This is a genomic window from Amycolatopsis sp. NPDC004368 (genome assembly GCF_053602515.1).
Genome location: NZ_JBSGDT010000022.1, coordinates 41,541 through 65,430, shown reverse-complemented (window position 1 = coordinate 65,430; position 23,890 = coordinate 41,541). Strand labels below are relative to the sequence as shown.

The 23,890-nt window shown below is 70.3% G+C and carries 21 protein-coding genes; 7 read left to right on the top strand and 14 right to left on the bottom strand.

What is annotated here, in order from left to right:
• Window position 1 precedes the first annotated feature (1 nt).
• Window positions 2-1,321 (top strand): DNA polymerase IV, encoded by a 1,320-nt coding sequence (locus tag ACWEOE_RS27245; RefSeq protein WP_452013933.1) that lies wholly within the window; start codon window positions 2-4, stop codon window positions 1,319-1,321.
• 23 nt (window positions 1,322-1,344) lie between these two features.
• Here ACWEOE_RS27245 and ACWEOE_RS27240 read toward each other — a convergent pair whose 3' ends face one another.
• From ACWEOE_RS27240 to ACWEOE_RS27220, 5 genes are all read right to left on the bottom strand, one after another.
• Window positions 1,345-2,430 (bottom strand): glycoside hydrolase family 88 protein, encoded by a 1,086-nt coding sequence (locus ACWEOE_RS27240; RefSeq protein WP_452013931.1) that lies wholly within the window; start codon window positions 2,428-2,430, stop codon window positions 1,345-1,347.
• A 92-nt stretch (window positions 2,431-2,522) separates the two neighbouring features.
• A complete protein-coding gene (locus tag ACWEOE_RS27235) occupies window positions 2,523-3,212 on the bottom strand; it encodes a FadR/GntR family transcriptional regulator (RefSeq protein WP_452013929.1) in 690 nt (229 codons plus the stop codon).
• A gap of 1 nt (window position 3,213) precedes the next feature.
• A complete protein-coding gene (locus tag ACWEOE_RS27230) occupies window positions 3,214-4,257 on the bottom strand; it encodes an ABC transporter permease (RefSeq protein ID WP_452013927.1) in 1,044 nt (347 codons plus the stop codon).
• Window positions 4,254-5,789, bottom strand: a complete 1,536-nt coding sequence (locus ACWEOE_RS27225; RefSeq protein ID WP_452013925.1) for a sugar ABC transporter ATP-binding protein — start codon at window positions 5,787-5,789, stop codon at window positions 4,254-4,256. The genes ACWEOE_RS27230 and ACWEOE_RS27225 overlap by 4 nt, the downstream gene beginning before the upstream one ends.
• Before the next feature lie 69 nt (window positions 5,790-5,858).
• Window positions 5,859-6,821, bottom strand: a complete 963-nt coding sequence (locus ACWEOE_RS27220) for a substrate-binding domain-containing protein (protein ID WP_452013923.1) — start codon at window positions 6,819-6,821, stop codon at window positions 5,859-5,861.
• Window positions 6,822-7,229: 408 nt separating this feature from the next.
• Here ACWEOE_RS27220 and ACWEOE_RS27215 point away from each other — a divergent pair, with 408 nt between their 5' ends.
• On the top strand, window positions 7,230-8,360 hold the full coding sequence (locus ACWEOE_RS27215; protein WP_452013921.1) for a CapA family protein: 1,131 nt from the start codon (window positions 7,230-7,232) through the stop codon (window positions 8,358-8,360).
• Between the two features lie 27 nt (window positions 8,361-8,387).
• Here the strand turns inward: ACWEOE_RS27215 and ACWEOE_RS27210 are convergent, their stop codons facing one another.
• From ACWEOE_RS27210 to ACWEOE_RS27185, 6 genes are all read right to left on the bottom strand, one after another.
• The gene (locus ACWEOE_RS27210; protein ID WP_452013919.1) at window positions 8,388-9,071 is read right to left on the bottom strand and encodes an SDR family oxidoreductase; all 684 of its coding nucleotides are present in this window, start codon (window positions 9,069-9,071) and stop codon (window positions 8,388-8,390) included.
• Between the two features lie 32 nt (window positions 9,072-9,103).
• The gene (locus tag ACWEOE_RS27205; RefSeq protein ID WP_452013917.1) at window positions 9,104-9,559 is read right to left on the bottom strand and encodes a winged helix-turn-helix transcriptional regulator; all 456 of its coding nucleotides are present in this window, start codon (window positions 9,557-9,559) and stop codon (window positions 9,104-9,106) included.
• 99 nt (window positions 9,560-9,658) lie between these two features.
• Entirely contained in the window at window positions 9,659-10,681 is a 1,023-nt protein-coding gene (locus ACWEOE_RS27200; protein ID WP_452013915.1) for a family 2 encapsulin nanocompartment cargo protein polyprenyl transferase, read from the bottom strand.
• 27 nt (window positions 10,682-10,708) lie between these two features.
• Entirely contained in the window at window positions 10,709-12,088 is a 1,380-nt protein-coding gene (locus tag ACWEOE_RS27195) for a family 2B encapsulin nanocompartment shell protein (protein ID WP_452013913.1), read from the bottom strand.
• Complete coding sequence (locus tag ACWEOE_RS27190; RefSeq protein ID WP_452013911.1) at window positions 12,085-12,267, bottom strand: hypothetical protein; 183 nt, start codon at window positions 12,265-12,267, stop codon at window positions 12,085-12,087. The genes ACWEOE_RS27195 and ACWEOE_RS27190 overlap by 4 nt, the downstream gene beginning before the upstream one ends.
• 2 nt (window positions 12,268-12,269) lie before the next feature.
• Window positions 12,270-13,682: a family 2B encapsulin nanocompartment shell protein gene (locus tag ACWEOE_RS27185; RefSeq protein ID WP_452014101.1), complete on the bottom strand. Its 1,413-nt coding sequence runs from the start codon at window positions 13,680-13,682 to the stop codon at window positions 12,270-12,272.
• Window positions 13,683-14,198: 516 nt separating this feature from the next.
• Here ACWEOE_RS27185 and ACWEOE_RS27180 point away from each other — a divergent pair.
• The 3 genes from ACWEOE_RS27180 to ACWEOE_RS27170 all read left to right on the top strand — a co-directional run bounded on the left by ACWEOE_RS27180 (window position 14,199) and on the right by ACWEOE_RS27170 (window position 17,902).
• Window positions 14,199-14,960, top strand: a complete 762-nt coding sequence (locus ACWEOE_RS27180) for a bestrophin-like domain (RefSeq protein WP_452013909.1) — start codon at window positions 14,199-14,201, stop codon at window positions 14,958-14,960.
• Window positions 14,961-14,965: 5 nt separating this feature from the next.
• The gene (locus ACWEOE_RS27175) at window positions 14,966-16,201 is read left to right on the top strand and encodes a DUF6923 family protein (protein ID WP_452013907.1); all 1,236 of its coding nucleotides are present in this window, start codon (window positions 14,966-14,968) and stop codon (window positions 16,199-16,201) included.
• A 93-nt stretch (window positions 16,202-16,294) separates the two neighbouring features.
• Window positions 16,295-17,902 (top strand): esterase-like activity of phytase family protein, encoded by a 1,608-nt coding sequence (locus ACWEOE_RS27170; RefSeq protein WP_452013905.1) that lies wholly within the window; start codon window positions 16,295-16,297, stop codon window positions 17,900-17,902.
• Between the two features lie 43 nt (window positions 17,903-17,945).
• Here the strand turns inward: ACWEOE_RS27170 and ACWEOE_RS27165 are convergent, their stop codons facing one another.
• Complete coding sequence (locus tag ACWEOE_RS27165) at window positions 17,946-18,968, bottom strand: autoinducer 2 ABC transporter substrate-binding protein (RefSeq protein ID WP_452013903.1); 1,023 nt, start codon at window positions 18,966-18,968, stop codon at window positions 17,946-17,948.
• A gap of 254 nt (window positions 18,969-19,222) precedes the next feature.
• Here ACWEOE_RS27165 and ACWEOE_RS27160 point away from each other — a divergent pair, with 254 nt between their 5' ends.
• Together ACWEOE_RS27160 and ACWEOE_RS27155 are read left to right on the top strand one after the other, a co-directional pair.
• The gene (locus tag ACWEOE_RS27160; RefSeq protein ID WP_452013901.1) at window positions 19,223-19,681 is read left to right on the top strand and encodes a DUF4396 domain-containing protein; all 459 of its coding nucleotides are present in this window, start codon (window positions 19,223-19,225) and stop codon (window positions 19,679-19,681) included.
• 199 nt (window positions 19,682-19,880) lie between these two features.
• A complete protein-coding gene (locus ACWEOE_RS27155; protein WP_452013899.1) occupies window positions 19,881-21,116 on the top strand; it encodes a glycoside hydrolase family 88 protein in 1,236 nt (411 codons plus the stop codon).
• Between the two features lie 57 nt (window positions 21,117-21,173).
• Here the strand turns inward: ACWEOE_RS27155 and ACWEOE_RS27150 are convergent, their stop codons facing one another.
• Both ACWEOE_RS27150 and ACWEOE_RS27145 read right to left on the bottom strand, forming a co-directional pair.
• Window positions 21,174-22,577 carry an FAD-binding oxidoreductase gene (locus ACWEOE_RS27150; RefSeq protein WP_452013897.1) on the bottom strand — a complete coding sequence of 468 codons (1,404 nt, stop codon included), beginning with the start codon at window positions 22,575-22,577 and terminating at the stop codon, window positions 21,174-21,176.
• A gap of 53 nt (window positions 22,578-22,630) precedes the next feature.
• Window positions 22,631-23,818, bottom strand: coding sequence for a hypothetical protein (locus ACWEOE_RS27145; RefSeq protein ID WP_452013895.1), 1,188 nt, complete (start codon window positions 23,816-23,818; stop codon window positions 22,631-22,633).
• Between the last annotated feature and the right edge of the window lie 72 nt (window positions 23,819-23,890).

Here is a 23,890-nt window from a genome sequence, read left to right as displayed (position 1 = left end):
GGTGACCCGCTGGGTCATCCACCTCGACCTGGACGCGTTCTACGCCTCGGTCGAGCAGCTCACCCGTCCGACGTTGCGCGGCCGCGCCGTCGTCGTCGGCGGCACCGGACCGCGCGGGGTGGTGGCCGGCGCGAGTTACGAGTCCCGCGAATACGGCGCGCGCTCGGCCATGCCGATGTCGCAGGCGCGCCGGCTGCTGCCGCCCGGTGCGGTGGTGCTGCCGCCGCGGTTCCGGTTGTACGAGACGTTGAGCAAGCAGGTCTTCGACATCGTCGCCGACGTCGCACCGGTGCTGGAACGGATCTCGCTCGACGAGGCGTTCGCGGAACCGCCGTCGCTGGCCGGGGCCTCGGTCGAGGAGGTGACGCGGTTCGCCGAGAACCTGCGGGCGCGGATCCGAGCGGAAACCGGCCTCACGGCTTCGATCGGAGCGGGCACGGGCAAGCAGGTCGCGAAGATCGGCTCCGACCGCGCGAAACCCGACGGGCTGCTCGTGGTGGCGCCGGGCACCGAACGCGAGTTCCTGGCGCCGCTACCGGTGCGCGCGTTGTGGGGCATCGGGCCGGTCGCCGAGGCGAAACTGCGCACCATCGGCGTGCTGACGTTGGGGCAGTTGGCGGCGCTGTCGGAGGCCGACGCCGTGGCGACGCTCGGGGGCGTGGTGGGCCGGGAGCTGCGCAAGCTCGCGGGGGGCAGCGACGACCGGCCGGTGGCCGAGCGTGGGGAGGCCAAGCAGGTGAGCGCGGAGACCACGTTCGACGTGGACGTCGTCGACCTGGCGCGGCTGCGCGCGGAGGTCGGCAAGATCGCCGCGGGCGCGCATTCGCGGCTGGTGAAGGCCGGCCGGGTCGCGCGCACGGTCGTGGTGAAACTGCGGCACACGGACATGAGCACGGTGACGCGTTCGGAGACCACGGCCTCGCCCACCGACGACCTCAACCAGCTCGCCGCCACCGCCGAACGCCTGCTGCTGGACCCGCAGGAGTTCGGCGGCGTGCGGCTGGCGGGGGTCGCGTTCAGCGGGCTTTCCGTGCCGCACCAGGACGCCTTGTTCACGCTCGCCGTGCCGGGGGCCGCCGCGGAACCGGTCGTGGCGACCACTCCGTCGCCGGGCGGGTCGGCGCCGGTGTCGTCGAGCGGCTGGCGCCCGGGCGACGACGTCGTCCACGCCGAGTTCGGCACGGGCTGGGTGCAGGGCGCGGGCCACGGCCGCGTCACCGTGCGTTTCGAGACGCGCGACTCCGGCCCGGGCGTGGCCCGCACGTTCGAGCAGACCGACCCGGCACTCACCCGCGGCGACCCGCAGGACTGTCTGAAGTAGACAGACCTGCGGCTCGCCCGCGATCAGCTCGTGGGCGGAAGGGTGCAGCCGGGCGTCAGGTCCGCGACCTGCTGGCCCGCCAGCAGAAACGCGCCGACGCCGTAACCGGAGGTGTCGGTGGCCTTCGCCGAGCCCGGTCCGTCGGTCTTGGGCTGCACGTACCCGACCAGGCCTTCGGCGGTCACTGCCTTGGTGGACAGGGCTTTCCATGCCCGGTCCACGCCCGGCTCGAACCAGCGGGCGTCGAGCACACCCGAGTTGACACCCCACGCCAGGCCGTAGGTGATGAGCGACGTGCCGCTGCTTTCGGGGCCACCGAAGGGAAGGAGCAGGTTGGCATTCCAGAAGCCGTCCGGGCGCTGCAGAACGCTCAGCGTGGTCGCCATCTTCTTGAACACCCGCACGTACTCCGGGCGCCGCGGGTCGTTCGCGGGCAGGACCTGAAGCACCTTCACGAGCGCGGCGAGCGCCCAGCCGTTGCCCTGCGCCCAGTAGCCGACGGAGTGCGCGTCGGTGCGCCACAGCCCGGGGAACTCGTCGAACAGGTTCTTCTCCGTGCTGTGGAACAGCTTCTGCATCGCGGCCAGCGTCGGCTCCGAGGAGTCCAGCACGCCGATCCGGGCGAACGACGGCATCGCCATGTTCAGCGCGGTGACGTGGTCCCAGTAGCCGGTGTGGCCGGCCTCGACGCTGTCGACCTCGGCCGCCAGGCGCGCGCGCAGATCGGCGAGGATCGGCGGGTCCGGGTGGAAGTAGGTGTAGAGGTCGAGGTACGCCTCGCCGGCGGCCTCGTCCTCCGCGCGGAACGGCTGGCCCGCGGTGGTCGGCAGCAGGTAGTTGTTGGCCTGGCCCCACGGCAGCGTCGTGTGGTTGGACACGCCGGTCGTCCGCACGACGGCGAGGTTGCCGACGTGGAACGTCGCGTTCTGCGAGTCGGCCGGCGCCAGGTTCGGGCCGTGGGCCACCCAGTAGTCACCGGCCTTCACCATCGCGTCGGCCACGGAGCACTGCGCGGCAGGCGCGGCACTCGCGACGGCGACCGGCGCGAGCCCGCCGGCCGTCACCGCCGCGGCGAGCACGGCGAAGCCGCGGATTCCCGGGAAACGCATGGGTGCGTCCTCCTCAACCAGCTCAGGGCGGCGGGCGGCCACGCGTTCGGCGGCCGGTCGATCACGGACTATGGTATGGACCATTGATCGTGTCAAGGTGCCGCTGAACGGTACGCCGCAACGGTTTCCAACAGTCGGCGGGTCGCTTTCTCTGCCCCTTCGGCGTCTTTGGCGAGCACGGTGGTGAGCACCCGCGAGTGGGCCACGAGCGTGCCGTCGGTCGGCTCGGGCGCGGCCCGCAGCGCGGCGACCACCGGCACCTGCAGCTGCGTGAGCAACGCGTTGCCCGCGGCCCGCACGAGCGCGGCGTGGAACAGCGTGTCGGCTTCGGTGAACGCCGTGGTGTCCTCGCGTTCGACGGCGTCGGTCATCAGCCCGTAGGCCGCCGCCAGGGCGGAGAGCTCGTCCGGCGCGCGGTAACTCGCGGCAAGGCGTGCGGCCTGCGGTTCCACGAGGTGGCGCAGCTCCATCAGGTCGTGCAGCTGCTGCCGCGAATCCGGCCCGCCGACGCGCCAGCCGATCACGTCCGGGTCGATCGCGTCCCAGGCCTCGGGCGGCTGCGGCCACGTGCCGACCCGCGGACGCGCGGCCACGAGCCCCTTCGACTCCAGCACCCGCAGGGCCTCCCGGACCACCGTCCGGGAGGCCGAGAACCGCCGCCCGATGTCCTCGGGCACGATCGGCTCGCCCGTGGGCAGCGTCCCTTCGACGATCAGCCGGCCGAGCGCGTCGACGATGCGGGCGTGCAGGCCGGCCCCGCCGGCCCCCACGTCACTGCCCACGTCAGGCCGGGAGACCGACGCGGCGCTCCCCGCTGCGCAGCTGCTGCAGCACCACGGCGACCACGAGCAGCGCGCCGTGAGCCACGTTCTGCCAGAACTGGTTGATGCCCAGCCCGGACATGCCGTTGTCGAGCACGCCGAGGATGAACACCGCCAGCACCGTGGAGACGATGGAGCCCTTGCCGCCCTTGAGCATCGTGCCGCCCAGCGCCGCGCCGGTCACGGCCTGCAGCTCCAAGCCTTCGGAGCCGGACGTCGGTTGACCCGAGCCGGTGCGGGCGGTGATCAGCACACCCGCGATCGCCGCGACCACGCCGACGAGCGCGTAGACGCCGATGATGTAGCGGTTGATGTTGATGCCCGCCAGGCGCGCGGCCGTGTCGTTGCCGCCGATGGCGAACACGTTGCGGCCGATGTCGGTGTACTTCAGCAGGAAGTGCAGCACCGCCGCGACGATGAGGAACACCCACACCAGCGTCGGCAGGCCGAGCACGCTGCCCTTGGCCAGGAAGATGAACAGGTCGTCGGCGCCGGTGTAGCCCTGCGCCTTGCCGTCGGACACGACCTGCGCGATGCCCTTGTACGTCGCCAGCGTCGCCAAGGTCGCGACCACTGGGTTCACCCGGCCGAAGATGATGATCAGGCCGTTGACGAGCCCGCACGCGATCCCCGTGCCCACGGCGGCGAGGATGCCGACGATCGAGTTGCCGGTGGCCGTGAACGCCATGGCCGAGATCACCGACGCGAGCCCGGCCATCGAACCGACCGAGATGTCGAGCGCGCCGAGGATGATCACCAGCGTCTGCACCAGCGACAGCAGGCCCATGATGGTGACCGCGCTGCCGATCAGGAGCAGGTTGTTGGTGCGGAAGAAGTTGTCGTTGAGCGAAGAGAGCAGCACGACGAGCACCACGAGCGTGATGATCAGGCTGCTGTTCTGCACGCCGATGCCGTTCAGCACCTTGCGCGCGGGGGAGACGCGGTGCGGGTCGGGCTGGTCGGTCGGCTGCTCCTGCGCGGGGCTGGGCCGGGTCGGGGTGCTCACGCCCCCACCTCCTGGATGTCTTCGGCGGCCGGCTCCGTCGCCGGGATGGCCAGGGTCAGTACGGCTTCTTCGGTTGCGTCGTCGCGGTTCACTTCGCCCGCGACGTGCCCGGCGCGCATCACGACGATGCGGTCGGCCAGCGCGAGCACCTCGGGCAGGTCCGACGAGATCACGAGCAGCGCGATGCCTTCCTCGGCCAGGCCGTCGATGATGCGGTAGATCTCGGCTTTCGCCCCGACGTCGACACCGCGGGTGGGCTCGTCGAGGATCAGCAGCTGCGGACGGCGGGCGAGCCAGCGGGCGAGCACGGCCTTCTGCTGGTTGCCGCCCGAGAGCTTGCGCACCTCCTGCTCCATCGACGGCGTGCGCACGCGCAGCTCGCGCACGTACTCCGCCACGAGCTCGCGCTCCTTCGCCCGCTTGATCACGCGGAAGCGGCGCAAGCGGTCGAGCACGGCGATGGACACGTTGTCGCGCACCGAACGCTGCATCAGCAACGCGTCGGTCTTGCGTTCTTCGGGCGCGAACCCGATGCCCGCCTTCACGGCGTCACCGGGATTGCGGGCCTTGAACGGTTTCCCGTCGAGCTCGAGCTTTCCCGAGCGCACGGGCAGATCACCGACGATCGCACGCGCCAGCTCGGAGCGCCCGGCGCCGACGAGCCCGGCCAGGCACACGACCTCACCCGCGCGGACCTCGAACGAGATGTCGGTGACGTCGTCGGTGGTCACGCCGTCGAGCCGCAGCACGACTCGCCCGGTCTCGGCCGTCTCCCGGCGGTCGAGCGCCGAGAGGTCGCGCCCGATCATCATGCGCACCAACTGGTTCTCGTCGGACTCCGCGGCCTGTTGCACGCCGACGAGCTTGCCGTCGCGCAGCACCGCCACGCGGTCGGCGAGCTGGAAGATCTCCTTCATGCGGTGCGACACGTAGACCACGGCCACGCCGGAGTCGCGCAGCCGGCGGATGAGCCGGAACAACGCGTCGACCTCGTGCTCCGAGAGTGACGACGTCGGCTCGTCGAACGCGATCACGCGCGGCGGCGTGGCCGCGGTGAGCACCCGCAGGATCTCCACGAGCTGGCGCTGGGCGGCCGAGAGCTTGCTCCCGAGCGTGGTGGGGTCGAGCACGCCCTCGAAGCCGTATTCCACGAGCGCTTCGCGGGTGCGCTGGTTGAGCGTGCGCCGGCTGAACACGCGGGCGCGCGCGGGCAGCTCACCCACGAAAACGTTCTCCGCCACCGAAACGTGCGGGATGATCTCCGGTTCCTGGTAGATCACGCGCACGCCGGCTGCCATCGCCGCGCGCGGGTTGTCGAACACCACCGGCTCGCCGTCGACCCGGAGCGTGCCGTCGCTCGGCTCGTGGTCACCCGAGAGCACGCGCAGCAGCGTCGACTTGCCGGCGCCGTTCTCGCCCATGAGCGCGAGCACCTCGCCGGAGTGGAACTCCAGCGTCACGTCGTCGAGCGCGGTGACGCCGGAGAAGCGCTTGCCGATGCCCTCGGCGATGAGCGCCGTGGAACTGGCCATGGTGAGCCTCTTCCTTCACAAGGAGGGCCCGGGAGTGTCGCTTGTGGACACTCCCGGGCCGCGGTCGGGTCAGGTGCAGTTGACGCCGGCCGCCTTGAAGTTGTCCTTGTTCACCATCGTGGTCTTGGCGATGGTCTCGGCCGGGAGCTCTTTGCCGTTCTTGACCTTGTCGACCAGCACCTGGATCGCGCTCTTGCCGACCTCGGCGCCGGAGATGTAGAGCGAGGACTTGTTGCCGGTGTCCTTGCCCGCGGCCCAGTCCTTGCAGTCGAGGTAGGCGCCGAGACCCACGCCGATGATGTCGCCCGCGCCGACACCCGAGTTGGCGAGCGCGGTGACGACACCGGTCTCGTTCTCGTCGTTGCAGCCCCACACGACCCAGTGCTTCACGCCCGGGTTGGAGCTGATCACGGCGCCGGCGCGGTTCTGCGCGTCGACGGGGGAGTTGTCGGTGCCGACGTTGATCACCTGCACCTGGGCGCCGGAGTCCTTGTCGAAGGCGGCCTTCGCGCCGTTGACGCGGTCGGTGCACACGGTGAGGTCCTGCTTGAAGGCGCTGATCACCTTCGTGTCGGCGGCCGACCAGCCGGCGGCCTTGAACAGCTTCGCGGCCTCCTGGCCCACCGAGGTGCCCATCTGCGTGCCGTTGAAGCCGACGAACGCGGCGGCCTTGCCGGAGCCGTCCTTGATCACGTCGTCCGAGGCGATGATCGGGATGCCGGCGCTCTTGGCCTTGTCGATGACCTCCGGGCCGATGGCCTGGTCCGGCACCACGATGGCGACGCCGTTGGCGCCCTGCGCGACCGCGGCGTCGAGTTCGGTGATGGCCTTGTTGGCGTCCTGGCCGAGGTTCACGACCTTGAGGTCGACACCCAGCTCCTTCGCCTTCTCCTGGGCGCCCTGCGCCTGCTCCACGAAGTACTGCTGGTCACCCTGCTTCTGCAGGTAGTACAGCGTGATCTTGCCGTTCGTCGGCGCCTGCTGCGCGGGCGCGGCGGTGTCCTTGCCCGATGAGCAGCCGGCCAACACCACGCCGGCAATCAAACAACAACCAACAACGCTCCAGGTGCGAGACCTGTGCGGGTATGTGGACATCGAGTGCTCCCATGAGGGCCGAGGGTGACTGTTGCGTGGGCGTGAACTCCGCGTAACTCGTATTACAAGACACTGGATCGGGTGACGTCAACCACAGGTTCGGCGGCAGTTAGCGGATGGATACCTACGGAGAGTGATTTTCGTACTGGTCGTTGGCGGCTAATTATCGTATTTTTTCCGCGCTGACCAGGGCTTGTTCCTGCGTGCAGATCATGCCGCTGTTGCGGTTGCTGGTGGGTTTTCTTGTTGACTTGGGTGCGATTACAGGCTGTCACAGTGGGTGTTGGGTCTTGTCCGGCGGACATGCGGCAGGATGTGGCCGGCAGCTGGACAAAGGGGGCGAACATGACGCGCATCCGCCGCTCGGTCTTCGCGTGGGCCGGGGCCGCGCTGGTGCTGGCGGGGTGCAGCGGCGCTCCGCAGGTCGCCGCACCGCCGCGAGTCGAGCCGTCCGCACCCGGTTCGCCGGCTTCCGCGGGCCCCTCGTCGTTCACGGTCGTGGCGACCGGCGACGTCCTCATCCACCCGGCGCTCACCGACCAGGCCGAGGCCGACGGCGGCGGCACGATCGACTACCGGCAGATCCTCGCGGGCGTGAAGCCGCTCGTGGCCGGCGCCGATCTCGCCATCTGCCACCTCGAGACGCCGCTCGCCCCCGAAGGCGGGCCGTACACGGGGTACCCGTCGTTCAGCGCGCCGCCGCAGATCGCCGAGGCCATCAAGGACACCGGCTACGACACCTGCTCGACGGCGTCGAACCACACGCTCGACAAGGGCGCGGCGGGGATCACGCGCACGCTCGACAAACTCGACGAGGTGGGGCTGAAGCACACGGGCTCGGCGCGTTCGGCCGACGAGGCCGCGAAGCCACTTATCCTCGACGTCCACGGCGTCAAGGTGGCCCAGCTCTCGTTCGCCTTCGGCTTCAACGGCATCAAGGTCCCGGCCGGAAAGCCGTGGCTGGCCAACGAGATCGACGCCGACGACATCCTCGCGGCCGCCCATCGGGCTCGGGAGGCCGGCGCGCAGGTCGTGATCGCCGGCCTGCACTGGGGCGTCGAGTACCACCAAGAGGTCACCGACGACCAGGCCGCGCTGGCGCGCAAGCTGCTGGCCTCACGCGACCTCGACCTGATCGTGGGCCACCACGCCCACGTGGTGCAGCCGTTCGCGAAGGTCGAGGGCAAGTGGGTCGCCTACGGCCTCGGCAACGAGATCGCCCGCCACGACGACCCCCGTGGCTCCACCGAGGAAGGCGCGGCCGCCCGCTTCACCTTCACGCAGACCGACGGCCACTGGGCCGTCTCGAAGGCCGAGTACCTCCCGACGCTCATCGACCTCGGCCCGCCGATCCGCCTGCGCGACCTCACCACGGCGCCGGCCACCGCGCGCGGCACCGAGGCGCTGGCGAACACCGACAAGGTCGTGCTGTCCGAAGGCGCCGACCGCGACGGCCTCACACGCCCGGGCAAATAGCCGAGCGACGCTTGTGTGCCGCGACCGTCAGCAGCGAGGCTCGGACAGCGCCGCCTTGAGCCGGCGGGCCGCTTCGTCGACGAGGACCTCGGGCCGATCGGTCAGCAGCGCGTGCATCGTCGCCTCCGCGACCTGGGCCGGTTCGATCTTCGGCACGTCCAGCCACGCGGCGCCCTCGGTGTCGACGGAGCCGGCGTGCACACCGACGACCAGCGTGCCCTGGTCGCGCAGGCCGTCGCGGAAGGCGTCGATCAGGGACCACTGGGCGGCCTTCGACGCGGAGTAGGCGGTGCTGCGCGCACTGCCCCGCCACGACGCGACCGAGAGCATCGTGACCAGCGCACCGCCGCCGTTGCGCGCGAGCGTCGGCGCGAACGCCCGAGACACCGCCCAGGTGCCGAAGAAGTTCACCTCCAGCACCTGCCGTGCGGTGTCCAGTGAACCGGTGAGCAGTTCGTCGACGCCGCCGAGGATGCCCGCGTTGTTGATCACGATCGACACGTCGCCGGCGGTGGCCGCGGCGGCCGCGACGTCCGCGGGACTGGTGACGTCCAGCCGCAGCGGCGTGAGGTCGGGTTCGGTGACCGTGGCCGGGTCGCGCACACCCGCGTAGACCTTGGCGGCCCCGTGGTCGAGGAGCGCGCGGGCGAAGGCGTGGCCGATGCCGCGGTTGGCGCCGGTGACCAGCGCGACGGATCCGGTGATGTCCACGGCACCGAAACGTTATCCCTCTGAATACATTTTCAGTACTCAGATGCGACGAGCTCCACATCCTCCACCGGTACCTCGGCCCCGTCCTCGTCGACGAACGCGACCCGCACGGCCTGCCCGCTCGACTTCGACCGCCGGACGACCGACGGCCCGACCGGCCGCGGCCGGTGCGCGTCGCCCCACTGCTGCAGCCCGAGGAGCACGACCCACAGCTCCCGGCCGGCCTCGGTGAGGTGGTAGCTCAGCCGCTGCCGAGCCCCGATCTCCTGGTACGGCGCGGTTTCCACGACGCCGGCCTCGGTCAGCGTGCGCAACCTCGCGCTGAGCAGGTTCGGTGCGACCCCGAGCGACTCGCGCAGCTCGGTGAACCGCGTCTCGCCGAGGAAGAGCTGGCGCAGGATCAGGAAGGTCCATCGCTCGCCGAGGACCTCCAGGCTCCGCTCGATGGAACAGGCCGGCTCGTTGCCGGTGCTCAGGACCGTGCTCATGGCGTCCAGGATATCGCTTCGCAACTCAGCCGCCCGACGGTGAAAGGCGCGCTCGTGCCCCGGAGGAAGGGCACGAGCGCGCCGTTCAGGTGCGAAACGTCAGTGGTCCCGGCGGGTGATGTGGTGCGCCAGCAAGGTGAGCTCCGCCGCCGGACGGGCGACGGGGGCGGTCGCCGTCAGTGCGGACAGCGCGGCGTCGAGCAGCCGGGAAGCCTCGGCCGAGCTCCACGCCCGCCCACCTGCCGTCTCCACCAGCGCCGCCGCGCGGCCCAGTTGCGCCGCCGAGAGCGGTGTCTCCTGCCGGTACAGCGCCGCCAGTTCGTGCGAAGCCGCGGTGTCCGCGGCCAGCGCCGCGACCACCGGCAGCGACTTCTTGCGGTTCTGCAGGTCCGAGTACACCGGTTTCCCCGTCACGGCCGGGTCGCCCCAGATGCCGAGGAGGTCGTCGACGTGCTGGAACGCCAGGCCGAGCGAGCGGCCGAACGAGCCCAGCTCCGAGACGTGCGAACCACGTCCGCCCACGACCAGTACGCCGAGGGTGCACGCGGCACCCAGCAGCGCCCCGGTTTTGCCCTCGGCCATGCGGATGCACGACGCCCGGTCCACCGACCGCTGCCGTTCGAACGCCAGGTCCGCGTTCTGGCCGTGCAGCAGGTCCAGCACGGCCGTGCTCAGCACCCGCGCGGCGGCCGGACCGTCGGTGGCCAGCACGTCGAAGGCCAGCGTGAGCAACGCGTCGCCGGCGAGGATGGCGGGGCTGGTGCCGAACACCGTCCACGCGCACGGCCGGTGGCGGCGGGTTTCGTCACCGTCCATGACGTCGTCGTGGAGCAGTGAGAAGTTGTGCACCAGTTCCACCGCCACGGCGGCGGCGACCGCGTCGGCGGGGTCACCGCCCGCCGCTTCGGCGGACAGCAGCACCAAGGCCGGGCGAAGCGCCTTGCCGCTCGGCACGGTCGAAGGCGCGCCTGAGGCGTCCCACCAGCCGAAGTGGTAGCCGGCGATGTGGCGCATCGAGTCGGGCAGCCGGTCGACCGCCGCGCGCATCGCCGGTTCCCACAGATCCCGGCTCCACGCCAGCACCTCCGGCACCGTCCGCGCCCGGGCGTCCACTGTGGTCATACATCCCCTCCGAACGAAACTCGAAGCTCAGCGCCCGATCTCCACGTCGTCGAGCACGCCCAGCGCGTCGGGCACCAGCACGGCGGCCGAGTGGTACGCGCTGACCAGGTAGGACGTCACGGCGTGGTCGCTGATGCCCATGAACCGCACGTTGAGCCCCGGCTGGTACTCGTCGGGCAACGCCGCGGGCCGCAGCCCGATCACGCCGGCGTCTTCCTCGCCGGTGCGCATGACGAGGATCGACGTGGTGCCCTGCGGCGAGATCGGGATCTTGTCGCACGGCAGCAGCGGCACCCCGCGCCACGTGGTGACCCGGCGTCCGTCGAGCACCGAGTTGGCCGGGTACAGCCCGCGGGCGGTGCACTCGCGCCCGAACGCGGCGATCGCCTTGGGGTGCGCCAGGAAGAACCGCGACTTGCGCCGCCGGCACAGCAGCTCGTCGAGGTCGTCGGGCGTCGGCGGGCCGCTGCGTGTGGTCACGCGCTGGCCGAGGTCCGCGTTGTGCAGCAACCCGAATTCCGTGCTGTTGACCAGCTCGTGCTCCTGGCGCTCACGCAACGCCTCCACGGTGAGCCGCAGCTGCTGCTCCAGCTGGTTCATCGGCTGGTTGTAGAGGTCGGTCACGCGGTTGTGCGTGCGCAGGATGGTCTGGGCCACTGCGAGCTCGTACTCCCGCGGCGCCGGGTCGTAGTCCACGTAGGTGCCCGGCAGCGCGATCTCACCGTCGTGCCCGGCGGACAGGTCGATGCTCGCCTCGCCGGCCTTGTTGTGCTCGCGCCGCGGGCTCGCCAGTACCTCGGTGATGTGCGTGCGCAGGCTTTCGACGCGGCCGTTGAGCCGCTCGAACGCCTCGGCCGGCAGGGTCAGCACGATGCAGCGAGTGCTCGCCCGGGCGGTGAACTTCCACTCGCCGGCCGAGCCGCCGAGCAGTTCGGAGCCGAAGTGGTCACCCGCGGTCAGCGTGCCGAGGTTCGCCTCCTCCCCGTAGGAGCCGGGCGAGGTGCGCGAGACCTTGCCGAACGCCACCAGCACCACGGTGTCCAGCGGCGAGCCCGCCGTGACGATGGTGTCGCCGGGTTCGTACTCGCGCTGCTCGAAGCGCTCGGCCAGCGCCGCCAGCGCGTCGGCGTCGGCGAATCCGCGCAGGAGCGGGAGTTCCGCCAGCTCCGCGGGCACGACCTGCACCCGGGCGCCGGTGTTGAAGAAGCTCACTCGACCGTCGCCGACGGTGTAGGTGAGCCGGCGGTTCACGCGGTACGAACCGGCCGGCACCTCGACCCACGGCAGCTGCGAGAGCAGCCAGCGCGGGGTGATGCCGCGCATCTGCGGCAACGACTTCGTGGTGGTGGCCAGGGTCCGGGCCGCGCGGGTGGAGAGGGAAAGCGGCGGCTCTTCGGTGACGGTCATTCAGTTCCTCGCTTGGGTGGCTCTGCTTCGGGAGGCCGCGTGGCCGCGGGCTTGGGCACGATCCGCAGCGCGCTCGTGCCCAGGCCCGTCGGCCCGAACGCCGGCGGGGGCAGCGGGGCCGAGCCGGGCCGCACGGGGGCGGCCTCGGGCGGGCGCGGCGGGGTGGCGGGCGCGGCCATGTTCAGTCACCGCGCCCGATCTCGGCGTTCTCCAGCACGGCCAGCGCGTCGGGCACCAGCACGGCGGCGGAGTAGTAGGCGCTGACCAGGTACGACATGATCGCCTGCTCGCTGATGCCCATGAACCGCACGTTCAGGCCCGGCTGGTACTCATCCGGCAGACCGGTCTGGTGCAGGCCGACGACACCTTGGGACTGCTCGCCGGTGCGCAGCAGCAGCACCGAGCTGGTGCGGGTGTCGGTGACCGGGATCTTGTTGCACGGCAGCACGGGCACGCCGCGCCACGCCGGCACCTGGTGCCCGCCGAGGTCCACGGCGTCGGGGTACACACCGCGGCGGCTGCACTCCCGGCCGAACGCCGCGATGGTCTTCGGGTGGGCCAGGAAGACCGCGGGGTCCTTCCACACCAGGGAAAGCAGTTCGTCGAAGTCGTCCGGGGTGGGCGGGCCGGTGCGGGTGGACACCCGCTGCGAGTAGTCCGCGTTGTGCAGCAGACCGAAGTCGCGGTTGTTCACCAGCTCGTGTTCCTGGCGTTCGCGCAAGGCCTCGACGGTCAGCCGCAACTGCTGCTCGATCTGGTTCATCGGCTGGTTGTAGAGGTCGGCGACCCGGCTGTGCACCCGCAGCACGGTCTGCGCCACGCTCAGCTCGTACTCGCGCGGCGAGCTGTCGTAGTCCACGAAGGTGCCCGGCAGCTGCGGTTCGCCGTCGTGCCCGGAGGCGACGTCGATCACCGCTTCGCCGTGGTCGTTGGCGGCGTGGGCGGCCCCCGCGACGACCGCGTCCAGGTGCTCGCGCAGCGCCTCGGAGCGATCGAGCACGCCCTGGAACTCGCTGCGGGACAAGGAAAGCACGGTGCACGCGGTCACGGCCTTGGCCGTGTACTCCCAGATCCCGTCGGTGGTGGTGAGCACCGAGTCGCCGAAGTAGTCGCCGTCGGCCAGGGTGCCGAGCACCGTCTGGTCGCCGTACGCGCCGGTGCCGACCTTGCTGATCTTGCCGTGCGCCACGAGGAAAACCTGGTCGGCCTGGTGGCCGAACTCCACGAGCGCATCGCCGGGCGCGAACTCGTGCTGCACGAACCGGCCGGCCAGCTCGACGAGCACCTCTTCGTCGTCGAACCCGCGCAGCGGCGGCAGTTCGCCGAGCTCCGGCGGGATCACGCGGACCTCGGCGCCGGTGGTGGTGAAGGTGACCCGGCCGTCGCCCACCGCGTAGCTCAGCCGGCGGTTCACGCGGTACGAGCCGCCCGAGACCTCGACCCACGGCAGCACCTTGAGCAGCCACCGCGTGGTGATGCCCTGCATCTGCGGAACGGACTTGGTCGTCGTCGCGAGCGTGCGGGCCGCGGCCCGCCCCAGGCTCAGTTGCGGTTGTTCGTGATTCGCGGAGTCCACGGGGTCCGTGACGGTCACAGCGAAAACCACCTATCGTAGGATTCGAGCGTGTGAGGAATTTTCCAGCACGAATTAAAGTTCGTTTATTGGTGCTTTTCCTTCAGGGGCGGCGCCGCGGAATCAACATAGCAAGCCGACTTGACCTGACAATCCCACGTTCGGGTAACCGGGCCGGTTCACCTGTTTGCCAGAACGGGTAATCGGACATTCCAGTTGCTGTTGTCTGAGTACCAGTTCTAGTCGATCTTCGTTGACGGACCTTTCGTCACCCTGGGTCGAACGGACTCACCCGGATGGGAAGTTCGGCCGAAGATCGTCCGGGTTGCCCAGGTGGGCGGACATATCGAGAGCAGGTGTTCCAGCCTTCAACTGCTCCGTTCCAGTGATCATCGGCGCCCCCGCAGGGCCACTCGAATGAACCGAGGACCCTCCGCTTGTCGCCCAGGAATCGTGTGACTACCTTGAGCGGGCCCACTTCCGGGAATTCATCGATAAATGGTGGACGGAGTGGTCTTCGCGTGCGAAAGGGGTCGGATGAACGTCTACCTGACCGGGATCTTCTGGGTGGTCGGAGCGGCCGTCGTCTGTGGCGGTATCGGCTATCTGGTGAGGCGGTTCGGCTGGGATGAAGGTCGTCGTGACAACAACGATGCGGCCGGTCAGGTGTTCACCATTGTCGGCGGCCTGCACGCAGTGCTGGTCGCGTTCGTGCTGATCTCGCTGTTCGACGCCGTGGGTACCGCGCGCGATGGCTCCTACACCGAGGCCGACGGCCTCGTCTCCATGACCTGGGCCGCCGAAGCGCTGCCCGGCGACACCGGCCAGCGCGTGCAGCAACTGGCCACCGCGTACGCGACCACGGTGCAGCACCAGGAATGGCCGCGCCTGGCCGATGGCGGCACAATTCCCGACACCGGATGGACGCAGCTGGACCAGTTGCGCCGCACCATCGCCGAAGCGCAGGCCGGCAACGACTGGGAAAACGACCGCAAGACCGAGGCGGCCAACGACCTGTGGCAGGTCTACCAGGCCCGCCAGGCGCGGCTCACCGACGCCGCGACGAGCGGTGTCGGCTCGGTGGTCTGGTTCGCGTTGATCCTCGGCAGCATCATCTCCGTGTTGCTGCCCAACCTCTTCGGCGGGACGCGCATGGCGGCGCACCTGGTGATCGTGTCGACGCTGGCGGGCACGATCGCCCTGCTGCTCTACGCGATCTTCCAGCTGCAGAACCCGTTCGCCGGCGGCGCGAGCATCCAGCCCGACGCGTTCAGCTCGGCGCTGGCCAGACTGGGCTGAGCGCCGTGCGGTTTCCCCGGTTCCTCCCCGTGCTCGCCGCCGCGGTCGGCGTTTCGGCACTGCTCGTGGCGTCAGGATGGCTCGAACCACCGGGTCGCACGAAACCCGCCGCGCCGGCGACGTGCCCGATCCTCCAGGTGGAAAGCCAGAACTCGCGCGCGTCGTCGTTCGTGCGGCTCACCTTGCCGACCGGCGAGCGCCACGAGCTCGGCAACGCCGGCTACACCATCAACGCGATGGCGTACTCGGCCGCGCAGGGTGTGGTCTACGGCGTGGCCGACGGCCCGACGTCCGGCCACTTCCACGACGGCGCCCACGCCGTGAAGATCGACACCGCGGGCCACGCCACCGATCTCGGGGGCGTGTTCCGCGCCGGCGCCCGCCACGGCATCTGGAGCTGGGCGACCGGGTCCACGGGCGGCGCGATGTCCGGCAACTCGTGGTACCTGCTGCACGCGAACAGCGTGTACACAGTGGACGTCGATCCCGCCAGTCCGCACTACCTCGACGTGGTCGCCCACGTGCAACTGCGGCCGGTCGTCCTCTCCGCCGGCATCGACGACTTCGCCTACAACCCCGCCGACGGCTTGCTCTACGGCGTGTCGGTCACGGCCGCGGGCCACGGCTCGGTGGTCACGGTGAACCCGCGCGACGGCCGTGTCGCCGTGGTGCCCCGGCTGAAGTTCCCGCTCGCCTCGACCTACGGCTCGGTTGTGTTCGGTCCCGACGGCGCGCTCTACGCCACCGCGAACCGCATCGGCCACCGCAGCGTGACCTACCGCTTGCCGCGGGATGGATCCTCGGCGGCCACGGAAATCAGCACCGGACCAGAGCTGTACACGTCCGACGCCGCGGGCTGTCTCGCTGTGCCGACCACGCCTCCACCGCCACCCCCGCCACCGCCACCGCCGCCACCGCCACCGCCCCCGCCGCCGGTTTCCCCGTCGGCGCACGGCGTGGTGAGTCCTGCGCCGTCGGTGGAGAACGCGCCGCCGCCGGTGCTCGCGGAACAGCCGAGCAACAACCCGCCGCCGGCGCGAGACGACCTCTCGGCCGACCCGACGGTCGCCTCGGCTTCGGTCGCACCGCCGGCGAAAGCCCGCCCGACGGCGACGCCGACCCCCGTGCCGGTGGCCGACTCCGCGCACCTGGTGGAGAAACAACGCAGGTGGGGCGTCGCCGTGCTGGTCCTGGTGATCGGTGGCGGAGCGGCGGCCGCGCATGTGAGACGAGGTCGTTAACGCGGGCGTCGCCTCGAAGACGACCTCTGTCCAACTCCGTTACCCAGACTCCTCCTCCGGTGTCGCTGGTGACGCCGGAGGAGGAGAAAACGGATGAAGCGCGTGAGAATCGGGGTCGCCGCGGGGATCCTCGCCGTGCCGCTGCTGGCCACCGGCACGGCGTCGGCGCACGGAAGCGGTGGGCACACCGCGTTCGCCGCCCGCGACGACCACTACGGGACGCGAGCCGGCCGGACCCTGCAGGTGCACGGCGACGGGGTGCGCCGCAACGACAGCAGCGGCGGTGCCATCGTGCGCCACACCGTACCGGCGCACGGTTCCCTGTCCCTCGACTCGGACGGATCGTTCAGCTACACGCCCGCGCCCGGCTTCCACGGCCGGGACACCTTCACGTACTCCGTGTCGGACGCGGTGCAGCTCTACCCGACCGACCTGCCGCCGCTCGCGACCATCGGCGGCGTGAAGCTCACCGGCGGTGCCTACGGTTCCGCGCTCACGCCGGTGCCGGGCTCGCGCGACGAGTTCTACAGCCTCACCGACCGCGGTCCCAACGTCGACGCGCCCGATGGGTCCAAGGTGGAGCCGCTGCCCGCGTTCGACCCCGCGATCGGCAAGTTCCGCCTCAAGGACGGCAAGGCCGTGCTCGAGAAGCGGATCCCGTTGCGCGCCAAGGACGGCACGCCGTACAACGGGCAGGTCAGCACGGCTGCCGACACCGGCGAGACGATCGTGGGCCTCGACGGGAAGCCGTTGCCGGCCACGGCCGACGGTTACGACTCCGAGGGCCTCGTCGCCGAACGCGACGGCACGTTCTGGGTGTCCGATGAGTACGGTCCCTTCATCACGCACTTCCGGGCCGACGGCCGCGCGATCGAGCGGCTCTCGCCGTTCGACGGTTCGTTGCCGCGGGAGCTGAAGTACCGCGTGCCCAACAAGGGCATGGAGGGCCTCGCGCTCACACCCGACGGCAAGACGCTCGTGGGTGTCATGCAGTCGGCCCTGCAGCAGCCGGACCTCACGAAGAAGCCCGGCAACGTGACCACGCTGCGGATCGTGACGGTCGACGTGCGCACGCGCGCGACGCACGAATACCTCTACCTGCTGCAGGACCCGGACGACACGGGCAACGCGGTCAGCGAGATCACCGCGCTGTCGTCGACGAAGTTCCTCGTGGACGAGCGTGACGGCAACTTCGAGCCTGGTGCGTTCAAGAAGATCTACGAGATCGACCTGCACGGGGCGACCGACGTCGGGCCGAAGGCGAAGCTGGCCGGCGCCGCCTACGACGCGGCCAGGGGCGGACTGCTGGTCGGTGCCGAGCAGTCGAGCATCGACGCCTACGTCGGCAAGGACACCACCGAAGAGGCCACCGCGGACCTCGCGGAGGTGGGCATCACGCCGGTGTCGAAGAAGCTGTACGTCGACCTCGGTGCGCTGGTGACCGGGTTCGACCCGGCCGGCGGGTTCTTCGGCCACGACAAGGTCGAGGGCGTCGCGACCACCGACGGCGGCCGCACCCTCGTGATCAGCAACGACAACGACTTCGGCATCGACGGCCTCTCGAACACCACGCCGCCGTACGCGCTCCACGCCAAGACGCTGCCCAACGGTCAGCAGGACGACGGGGAGTACCTGAAGATCGACACGACGAAGCTGCCCGCGAAGGTCACCACGGCGACGGTCACCATCGACGTCCGCTGACTTCTCCGTGCTGCGGCCGGGGTTCCCACGGGGGCCCCGGCCGTCAGTATTTGAACTGGTCCACGTTGTCCTGGGTGATCAGCAGCGGGTCGCCGAGCAGCATGGTCTTCGACGGCCCGTCGTACTTCACCGCGGGCAGCTCGAGGCTCACGTTGTTGCTCGGGCCGAACGGCCGGCCCAGCACGAGCTGGCGCGCGGCCCACGCGGTCAGGTAACCCAGCGACTCGACGTTCCACAGCACCGACATCGAGCACGACCCGTCGAGCAGGTAGGGCTTCATCGTCTGCGGGGTGCCCGTGCCGACCGTGTAGACGCGTCCGATCTTCTGCTCGTCGCGCACGGCTTGGGCGACGCCTGGCGCCGAAGTGGTGCACTCGCCGATCAGGCCCGTGAGGTCGGGATGGCGGTCGAGGACCTGCTTCGCGAGCTCCGTGGCCGTGGTCGTGTCCTCACCCGCGTAAACGATTTCCACGAGCTGCGCCTTCGGGTACCGCTTCGCCGCGTACGCCTGCTCCACGGAGATCCACGCGTTGAGGTTCGCGGCCGTCCGCCCGCACGAGACGATGGCGAACTTGGCGGCGCCGCCGGTTCTCGCCATGAGCGCGTCGACGAGTGCCGAGCCCACGCCCTCGGCGGAGGCCTGGTTCACGAACACCTCGCGCTGCGTCTGCGGTGCGTCGGTGTCGGTGGTGAGCACGTGCACGCCCTTCGCCCGGGCGTCGGCGATCGCGGGCGCGAGTGCTTCCGGGTCGTTGGGCGCCACAGCGATCACGTCGAAGTGCTGGGCCACGAGGTCCCGCACGATCGCCGTCTGGGCGGCTGGATCGACCGTCGCGGGACCGCGCGTGATCCACTGCACGCCGAGCCGTTTCGCCGCGTCGAGACCACCCGCGTTCATGGCGTCGAAGTAGGCGATGCCCGCGACCTTCGGCACGAAGGCGATTCGCATCGGCGCATCGCCTCCGGTAGCCGTGTTCCTGAGCGCGGTCGCGCAGCCGCCGAGCCCCACCGCCGCCGTGAGCAGCAGCGCGACGCCCAGGATCAGCGCCTTGGTCGGCCTTCGCATCCCCACCAGTCCTTCGGTTTCACGGTCTGCGCACCGCCGGCGACCTGGAGTGAACGTAAGGGAGCTTGCTCACGGTGGTCAACCGGTCGTGTGCAAAGGGTTACGGAAGTGAGTTCAACGGTGATCAAGTCGCGACCTGGTACCCGTTCGCGGTGCTCGGCTAACCTCGCTCCGCCGATTCGGCCCTTCTGAGCGAAATGGCCTGGCGCCATACCCGCTGGCGCTATATACCCTCTGGGGGTATATTTCCCGGCATGACTGATCACCAGCACGGCGCGTCCTGGTCCACCGCGATCCGGGCGACGCTGCACTGCCTCACCGGCTGTGCCATCGGTGAGGTGCTCGGCGTGGTCCTCGGCACTGCGTTCGGGCTGAACAACGCGGCCACGGTGGTGCTCGCGATCGTGCTCGCGTTCGTCTTCGGTTACGGCCTGACGATGCGCGGCGTCCTGAAGTCGGGCCTCACGTTCTCGGCGGCGTTCAAGGTGGCGCTGGCCGCCGACACCGTGTCGATCGCGGTGATGGAGATCGTCGACAACCTCGTGATCGTCTTCGTCCCGGGCGCGATGGACGCGGGCCTCGCGGCGGCGCTGTTCTGGCTGTCGCTGCTGTTCTCGCTCATCGTCGCCTTCGTGATCACGGTGCCGGTGAACAAGTGGATGATCGGCCGCGGCAAGGGGCACGCCGTGGTGCACGCGCACCACCACCACTGAGTGGTCCAGACCGCAGTGGCCCCGCGGTCCGCTCCGGTTCGGTGTGGAATGGCAATTCACATCCATGAACAATTCACAACCGTGAAAGCACGCTTTGGTGGGTGTACAAGCCCGGGACGGTCGTGTAAAAATCGGGCCGCCTTCCCGTGAGGCATTTCCCCACCGGAGTTTTTCCACGACTGTGAAATGGCGGACAATCGTGAGCGTTTCCCGGCGTACCCTGCTGACCACCGCGGCCGGTGCCGCGGTGGCGGCGACCGCAACCAGCACCGTTCCGGCCGCGGCCTCCGGCCAGGGGGTGTCCGAAGTGGCGAGTCAGGAGAAGGTGTTCCGCTCAGCGGCAGACTACGCGGTGCGGAAGCTGCGTGCGGTCGCGCCGGGCGTCACCGCTTTTCCGACCGGGACCAAGTTCGAGAAATGGGCCTTTTCGCAGAATGGTGACTGGGTCGGCGGATTCTGGCCCGGCACGCTGTGGATGGTTTACCTGTACAGCGGCGACGAACAATTCCGCACGCTCGCCCTCGCCTCGGCCGACCAACTCGCACCGCGCCAGAACGACACCAGCACGCACGACCTCGGTTTCCTCTTCTACCCGTCGTGGGTCACCGCGTGGCGGGTCACCGGCGACGACAAGTGGCGCGCCGGCGCGATCCAGGCGGCCTCGTCGCTGATCAAGCGCTACAACCCGAAGGGCCGCTTCATCCGGGCCTGGGGCTCGCTGACCGACCCGAAGGACGCGGGCCGGATCATCATGGACACGATCATGAACCTCGACCTGCTCGACTTCGCGACCCGGCAGACGGGGGACCGCGAATACCTCGAAATCGCCATCGAGCACGCCAAGACCGCCCAGCGTGTGTTCCTGCGCCCCGACGGCTCGACGCCGCACGTGTTCGACTTCGACCCGGCCAGCGGCGCCGAGCTCGGGCCGGGCACCGTGCAGGGCTACAGCCCGGCGTCGTGCTGGTCGCGCGGGCAGTCGTGGGGCATCTACGGCTTCACCACGATGTACCGCCGCACCGGCGACCGCTCGTTCCTCACCACGGCCCGCAAGCTCGCCGACTACGCGCTGAAGGCCCTGACCCCGGACAACGTGCCCGTGTGGGACTACACCGCGCCACAGGCGCCGAACGACATCAAGGACGCCTCGGCCGGTGTCGTGATGGCGTGCGGGCTCCTCGACCTCGCCTCGGCCTCCGGCCAGGCGCGCTACCGCACCGCCGGGCTGCGCCTGCTCGAAGCGACCTCCCGCACCTGCCTCACCACCGGTTCGACCCGCGCCGACGCGGTGGTGGCCCGCTGCACGCGCAACCGCCCGGCGGAGGACGGCGTCGAGATTTCGTTGCCGTACGCGGATTACTACCTGCTCGAAGGCATCCTGCGCGTGCTGAAGCCGCGGGAGCTCGACGAGGCGATCGACCTGTCGGGCCACTGAGCTCACAGGTGGCGAAGGCGCCGGCCGCCGTGTCCCCGAGCGGCCGGCGCCCTCTGGTCAGACGGTCACGGCGGGCCGGATGTTGGCGCCCAGGTGGAACACGTTGCCGGGGTCGTACTCGGCTTTGATCAGCGTGAGGCGCTCGTACTTGTCGGCGCCGTACGCCGCGCGCACGCGGTTCTCGTCGAACTCGGTCATGAAGTTCACGTAACCGCCGGCACTGGCCGCGAACGGGCTGAGTGCGGCCCAGAACTCCCGTGCCCACTCGCGGTCCGCGGCGAACAGCTGCTGATCGGGTGCCATGCCGGCGATGTTGACCGCGACCTTCGGCGTGCGCGTGCCACTGAACGCGGTCGCGTCCTCGGGCACGGCGGTGTAGGCCCCGCGCATCAGGAACATCGGCATGATCGACATGGGGGAGGACTTGCGCGGCAGGTGCTCGGTGATCGCGTCGAGCACGCCGTCGCTCAGTTCGTCCACGTACAGCGACTTCTCGTAGGCCAGCACCCCACGTGGTGCGGCTTCGTCGAGCATCTGCTGCAGCCCGACGTAGGGGACCGGGGTCACCAGCTCGAACGCCGTCGGCAGCCCGCGCCGGATGCGCGCGACCACTTCCGCGTGTTCCTCCGGCCCCTCGAACCCGACGACGACCAGCGCGTAGCCGGGTGCGAACTGCGCTTCGGGCGGCACGAACTCGGCCGGCGGCGCGTTGAGACCGACGATCATCGCACCCATCGTGGGCGGCAGCGTCGCGAGCGTGTCGCGGATGAAGTGCAGCGCCTCGGGACCCTGTGCCAGTGGCCAGAAGAACAGGCCCAGCTCGACCATCGGCCCGACCGGGTGCGCGCGGAACTCGAACTCGGTCACCACGCCGAAGTTGCCGCCGCCGCCCCGTAGCGCCCAGAACAGGTCGGCGTTCTGGTCGGCCGAGGCGTGCCGCGCGACGCCGTCGGCCGTGACGACCTCGGCCGAGAGCAGGTTGTCGATGCTGAGGCCGTGGCGGGCGGTGAGCCAGCCGATGCCACCGCCGAGCGTCAGGCCGGCGACGCCGGTGTCGCTGACGGTGCCGCCCGGCACGGCCAGCCCGTGCTGCTGGCCCGCGGCGTCGAGCTCGGCCCAGGTGGTGCCGCCGCCGCAGCGCAGCGTGCGGGCTTGCGGGTCGACGGCGGTCGCGCGCAGGCCGCTCAGATCGATGAGCACACCGGCTTCGCACACCGAGAAGCCGCCGAAGCTGTGCCCGCCGCCGCGCACGCTCACCGGCAGCCCGTGCTCGCGCGCGAACGCCAGGGTCGCGGCGACGTCCGCCGGGCCGCCCACTCGCACGATCACGGCCGGGCGCCGGTCGATCTGGCCGTTCCAGATCTTGCGTGCTTCGTCGTAGCCGTCGTCGGCCGGGGTGAACACGGTCCCCGTCAGCCCTTGCCGCAACGAGGTGAGTTCGGTCTTGTCGAGTGTGGTCATGGTGCCCCCTCAGGCAGCCGAATTGCCCAGTATCAGCCGCCGTTCGGCGCTGCTCAAGGACACGGCGGCGCGACGGGACCGTCGGTGCCGGTTTTCACGTACGTGTCCGAGACGTACAGACCGGGGCCCACGCGGTCCCAGATCGCGCTCGTGCCCAGGGCCCCGCTCACGGACTCGCCGGTCACGGAACACTCGATCGGCACGCGCGCGTACCTCGCCGCGACCCCTTTTGTCGCCGCTGACGTGCTGGGGCTCTCCCGCAGGTTCAGCGGCGCGCCGGCTGTGGTGATCACGCCGGTGGCGCCACCGGTACCGGTCCAGAGGTAGGTCACGTCGACCCACGAGTTGCCCGTGAGACCGAGACCGTCCCAGAGCACCCCGTCGGCGAGGTCGATGCCCGCCGGGTTTTTCACGACCCGCCCGCGGGAATCCTTGCCGCCGTTGAAACCGTCCTGGAACGCGGCCTGCGCTTCGGGGGTGCCCTGCGGCAGCGTGGGGAAGGTGGCGCGCTCCTCGGCCGGGTTCCAGTAGTCGTCGTGGGTGTTCCACGGCCCGACCTCCCACACGGGCGCGAACTCGCAACGAGTGCCGCCGGTGCGGCAGACCTTCGCCGTGTACGACCCGGTTCCCTTGGGGGACACGGATTTCGTGGAGGGGAACGACACGAAGTGGTCGCGCTGGGCGATCACGTGCCCGTTGGACGTCTTGCCGCCGACGAGTCCTTCGCGGGTCGCATAGATGCGGTAGGTCAGCGGCTCGGTGGCCACGGCGTCCCGCGCGCCGCTCCCGGACGTCGTCAGGGTCAGCGAGTGCACGGCCGGTCGCGGCCCGTCGAGGAGGCCGGACAGGGAGATCCGCGCCTGGACCGTCCGCACGGCGAACGGGAACCGCTCGCCCGCGGGGGTCCACTCCGTCCAGTCGCCGGCCGAGTCGCGGCCGCGCACGTCGACGTCCACGGCGGTGCCGGCCGGGACGTCGGCCGCCACCCGCGCGCTCACGCGGCCCGCCGCGGACCCCAGCGGGTGCACGGGCGTGACGAACACCCCCGAGCTTCCCGGTGCGGCGGAACTTCCCTCGGGGCCGGCCAAGGTCAGCGAACCCGAAACCGAGGCCACGTTCACGTCGTCGCCGTCCACCGTGGACAGATCGACCTGCCACGCACCCGCCGCGACGGCCGGCGTCATGGGGAACACCGCGACCACCACCGCCAGCGCGACGGCCATCCGACTCTTGCGGACCATTCCCGCTCCCGTTCCACGACAAAGGGGTCCTGCCGAGACGACATCCTCGTCGCGGCCGGACCCCTTTCGCGG

Bases quoted from the DNA above. Each gene is read 5' to 3' on its own strand.
- ACWEOE_RS27240 (WP_452013931.1), bottom strand. From the start codon at position 2,430: ATGCGTTTCCCGGGAATCCGCGGCTTCGCCGTGCTCGCCGCGGCGGTG.
- ACWEOE_RS27225 (WP_452013925.1), bottom strand. From the start codon at position 5,789: ATGGCCAGTTCCACGGCGCTCATCGCCGAGGGCATCGGCAAGCGCTTC.
- ACWEOE_RS27215 (WP_452013921.1), top strand. From the start codon at position 7,230: ATGACGCGCATCCGCCGCTCGGTCTTCGCGTGGGCCGGGGCCGCGCTG.
- ACWEOE_RS27205 (WP_452013917.1), bottom strand. From the start codon at position 9,559: ATGAGCACGGTCCTGAGCACCGGCAACGAGCCGGCCTGTTCCATCGAG.
- ACWEOE_RS27200 (WP_452013915.1), bottom strand. From the start codon at position 10,681: ATGACCACAGTGGACGCCCGGGCGCGGACGGTGCCGGAGGTGCTGGCG.
- ACWEOE_RS27195 (WP_452013913.1), bottom strand. From the start codon at position 12,088: ATGACCGTCACCGAAGAGCCGCCGCTTTCCCTCTCCACCCGCGCGGCC.
- ACWEOE_RS27190 (WP_452013911.1), bottom strand. From the start codon at position 12,267: ATGGCCGCGCCCGCCACCCCGCCGCGCCCGCCCGAGGCCGCCCCCGTG.
- ACWEOE_RS27180 (WP_452013909.1), top strand. From the start codon at position 14,199: ATGAACGTCTACCTGACCGGGATCTTCTGGGTGGTCGGAGCGGCCGTC.
- ACWEOE_RS27170 (WP_452013905.1), top strand. From the start codon at position 16,295: ATGAAGCGCGTGAGAATCGGGGTCGCCGCGGGGATCCTCGCCGTGCCG.
- ACWEOE_RS27165 (WP_452013903.1), bottom strand. From the start codon at position 18,968: ATGCGAAGGCCGACCAAGGCGCTGATCCTGGGCGTCGCGCTGCTGCTC.
- ACWEOE_RS27160 (WP_452013901.1), top strand. From the start codon at position 19,223: ATGACTGATCACCAGCACGGCGCGTCCTGGTCCACCGCGATCCGGGCG.
- ACWEOE_RS27150 (WP_452013897.1), bottom strand. From the start codon at position 22,577: ATGACCACACTCGACAAGACCGAACTCACCTCGTTGCGGCAAGGGCTG.
- ACWEOE_RS27145 (WP_452013895.1), bottom strand. From the start codon at position 23,818: ATGGTCCGCAAGAGTCGGATGGCCGTCGCGCTGGCGGTGGTGGTCGCG.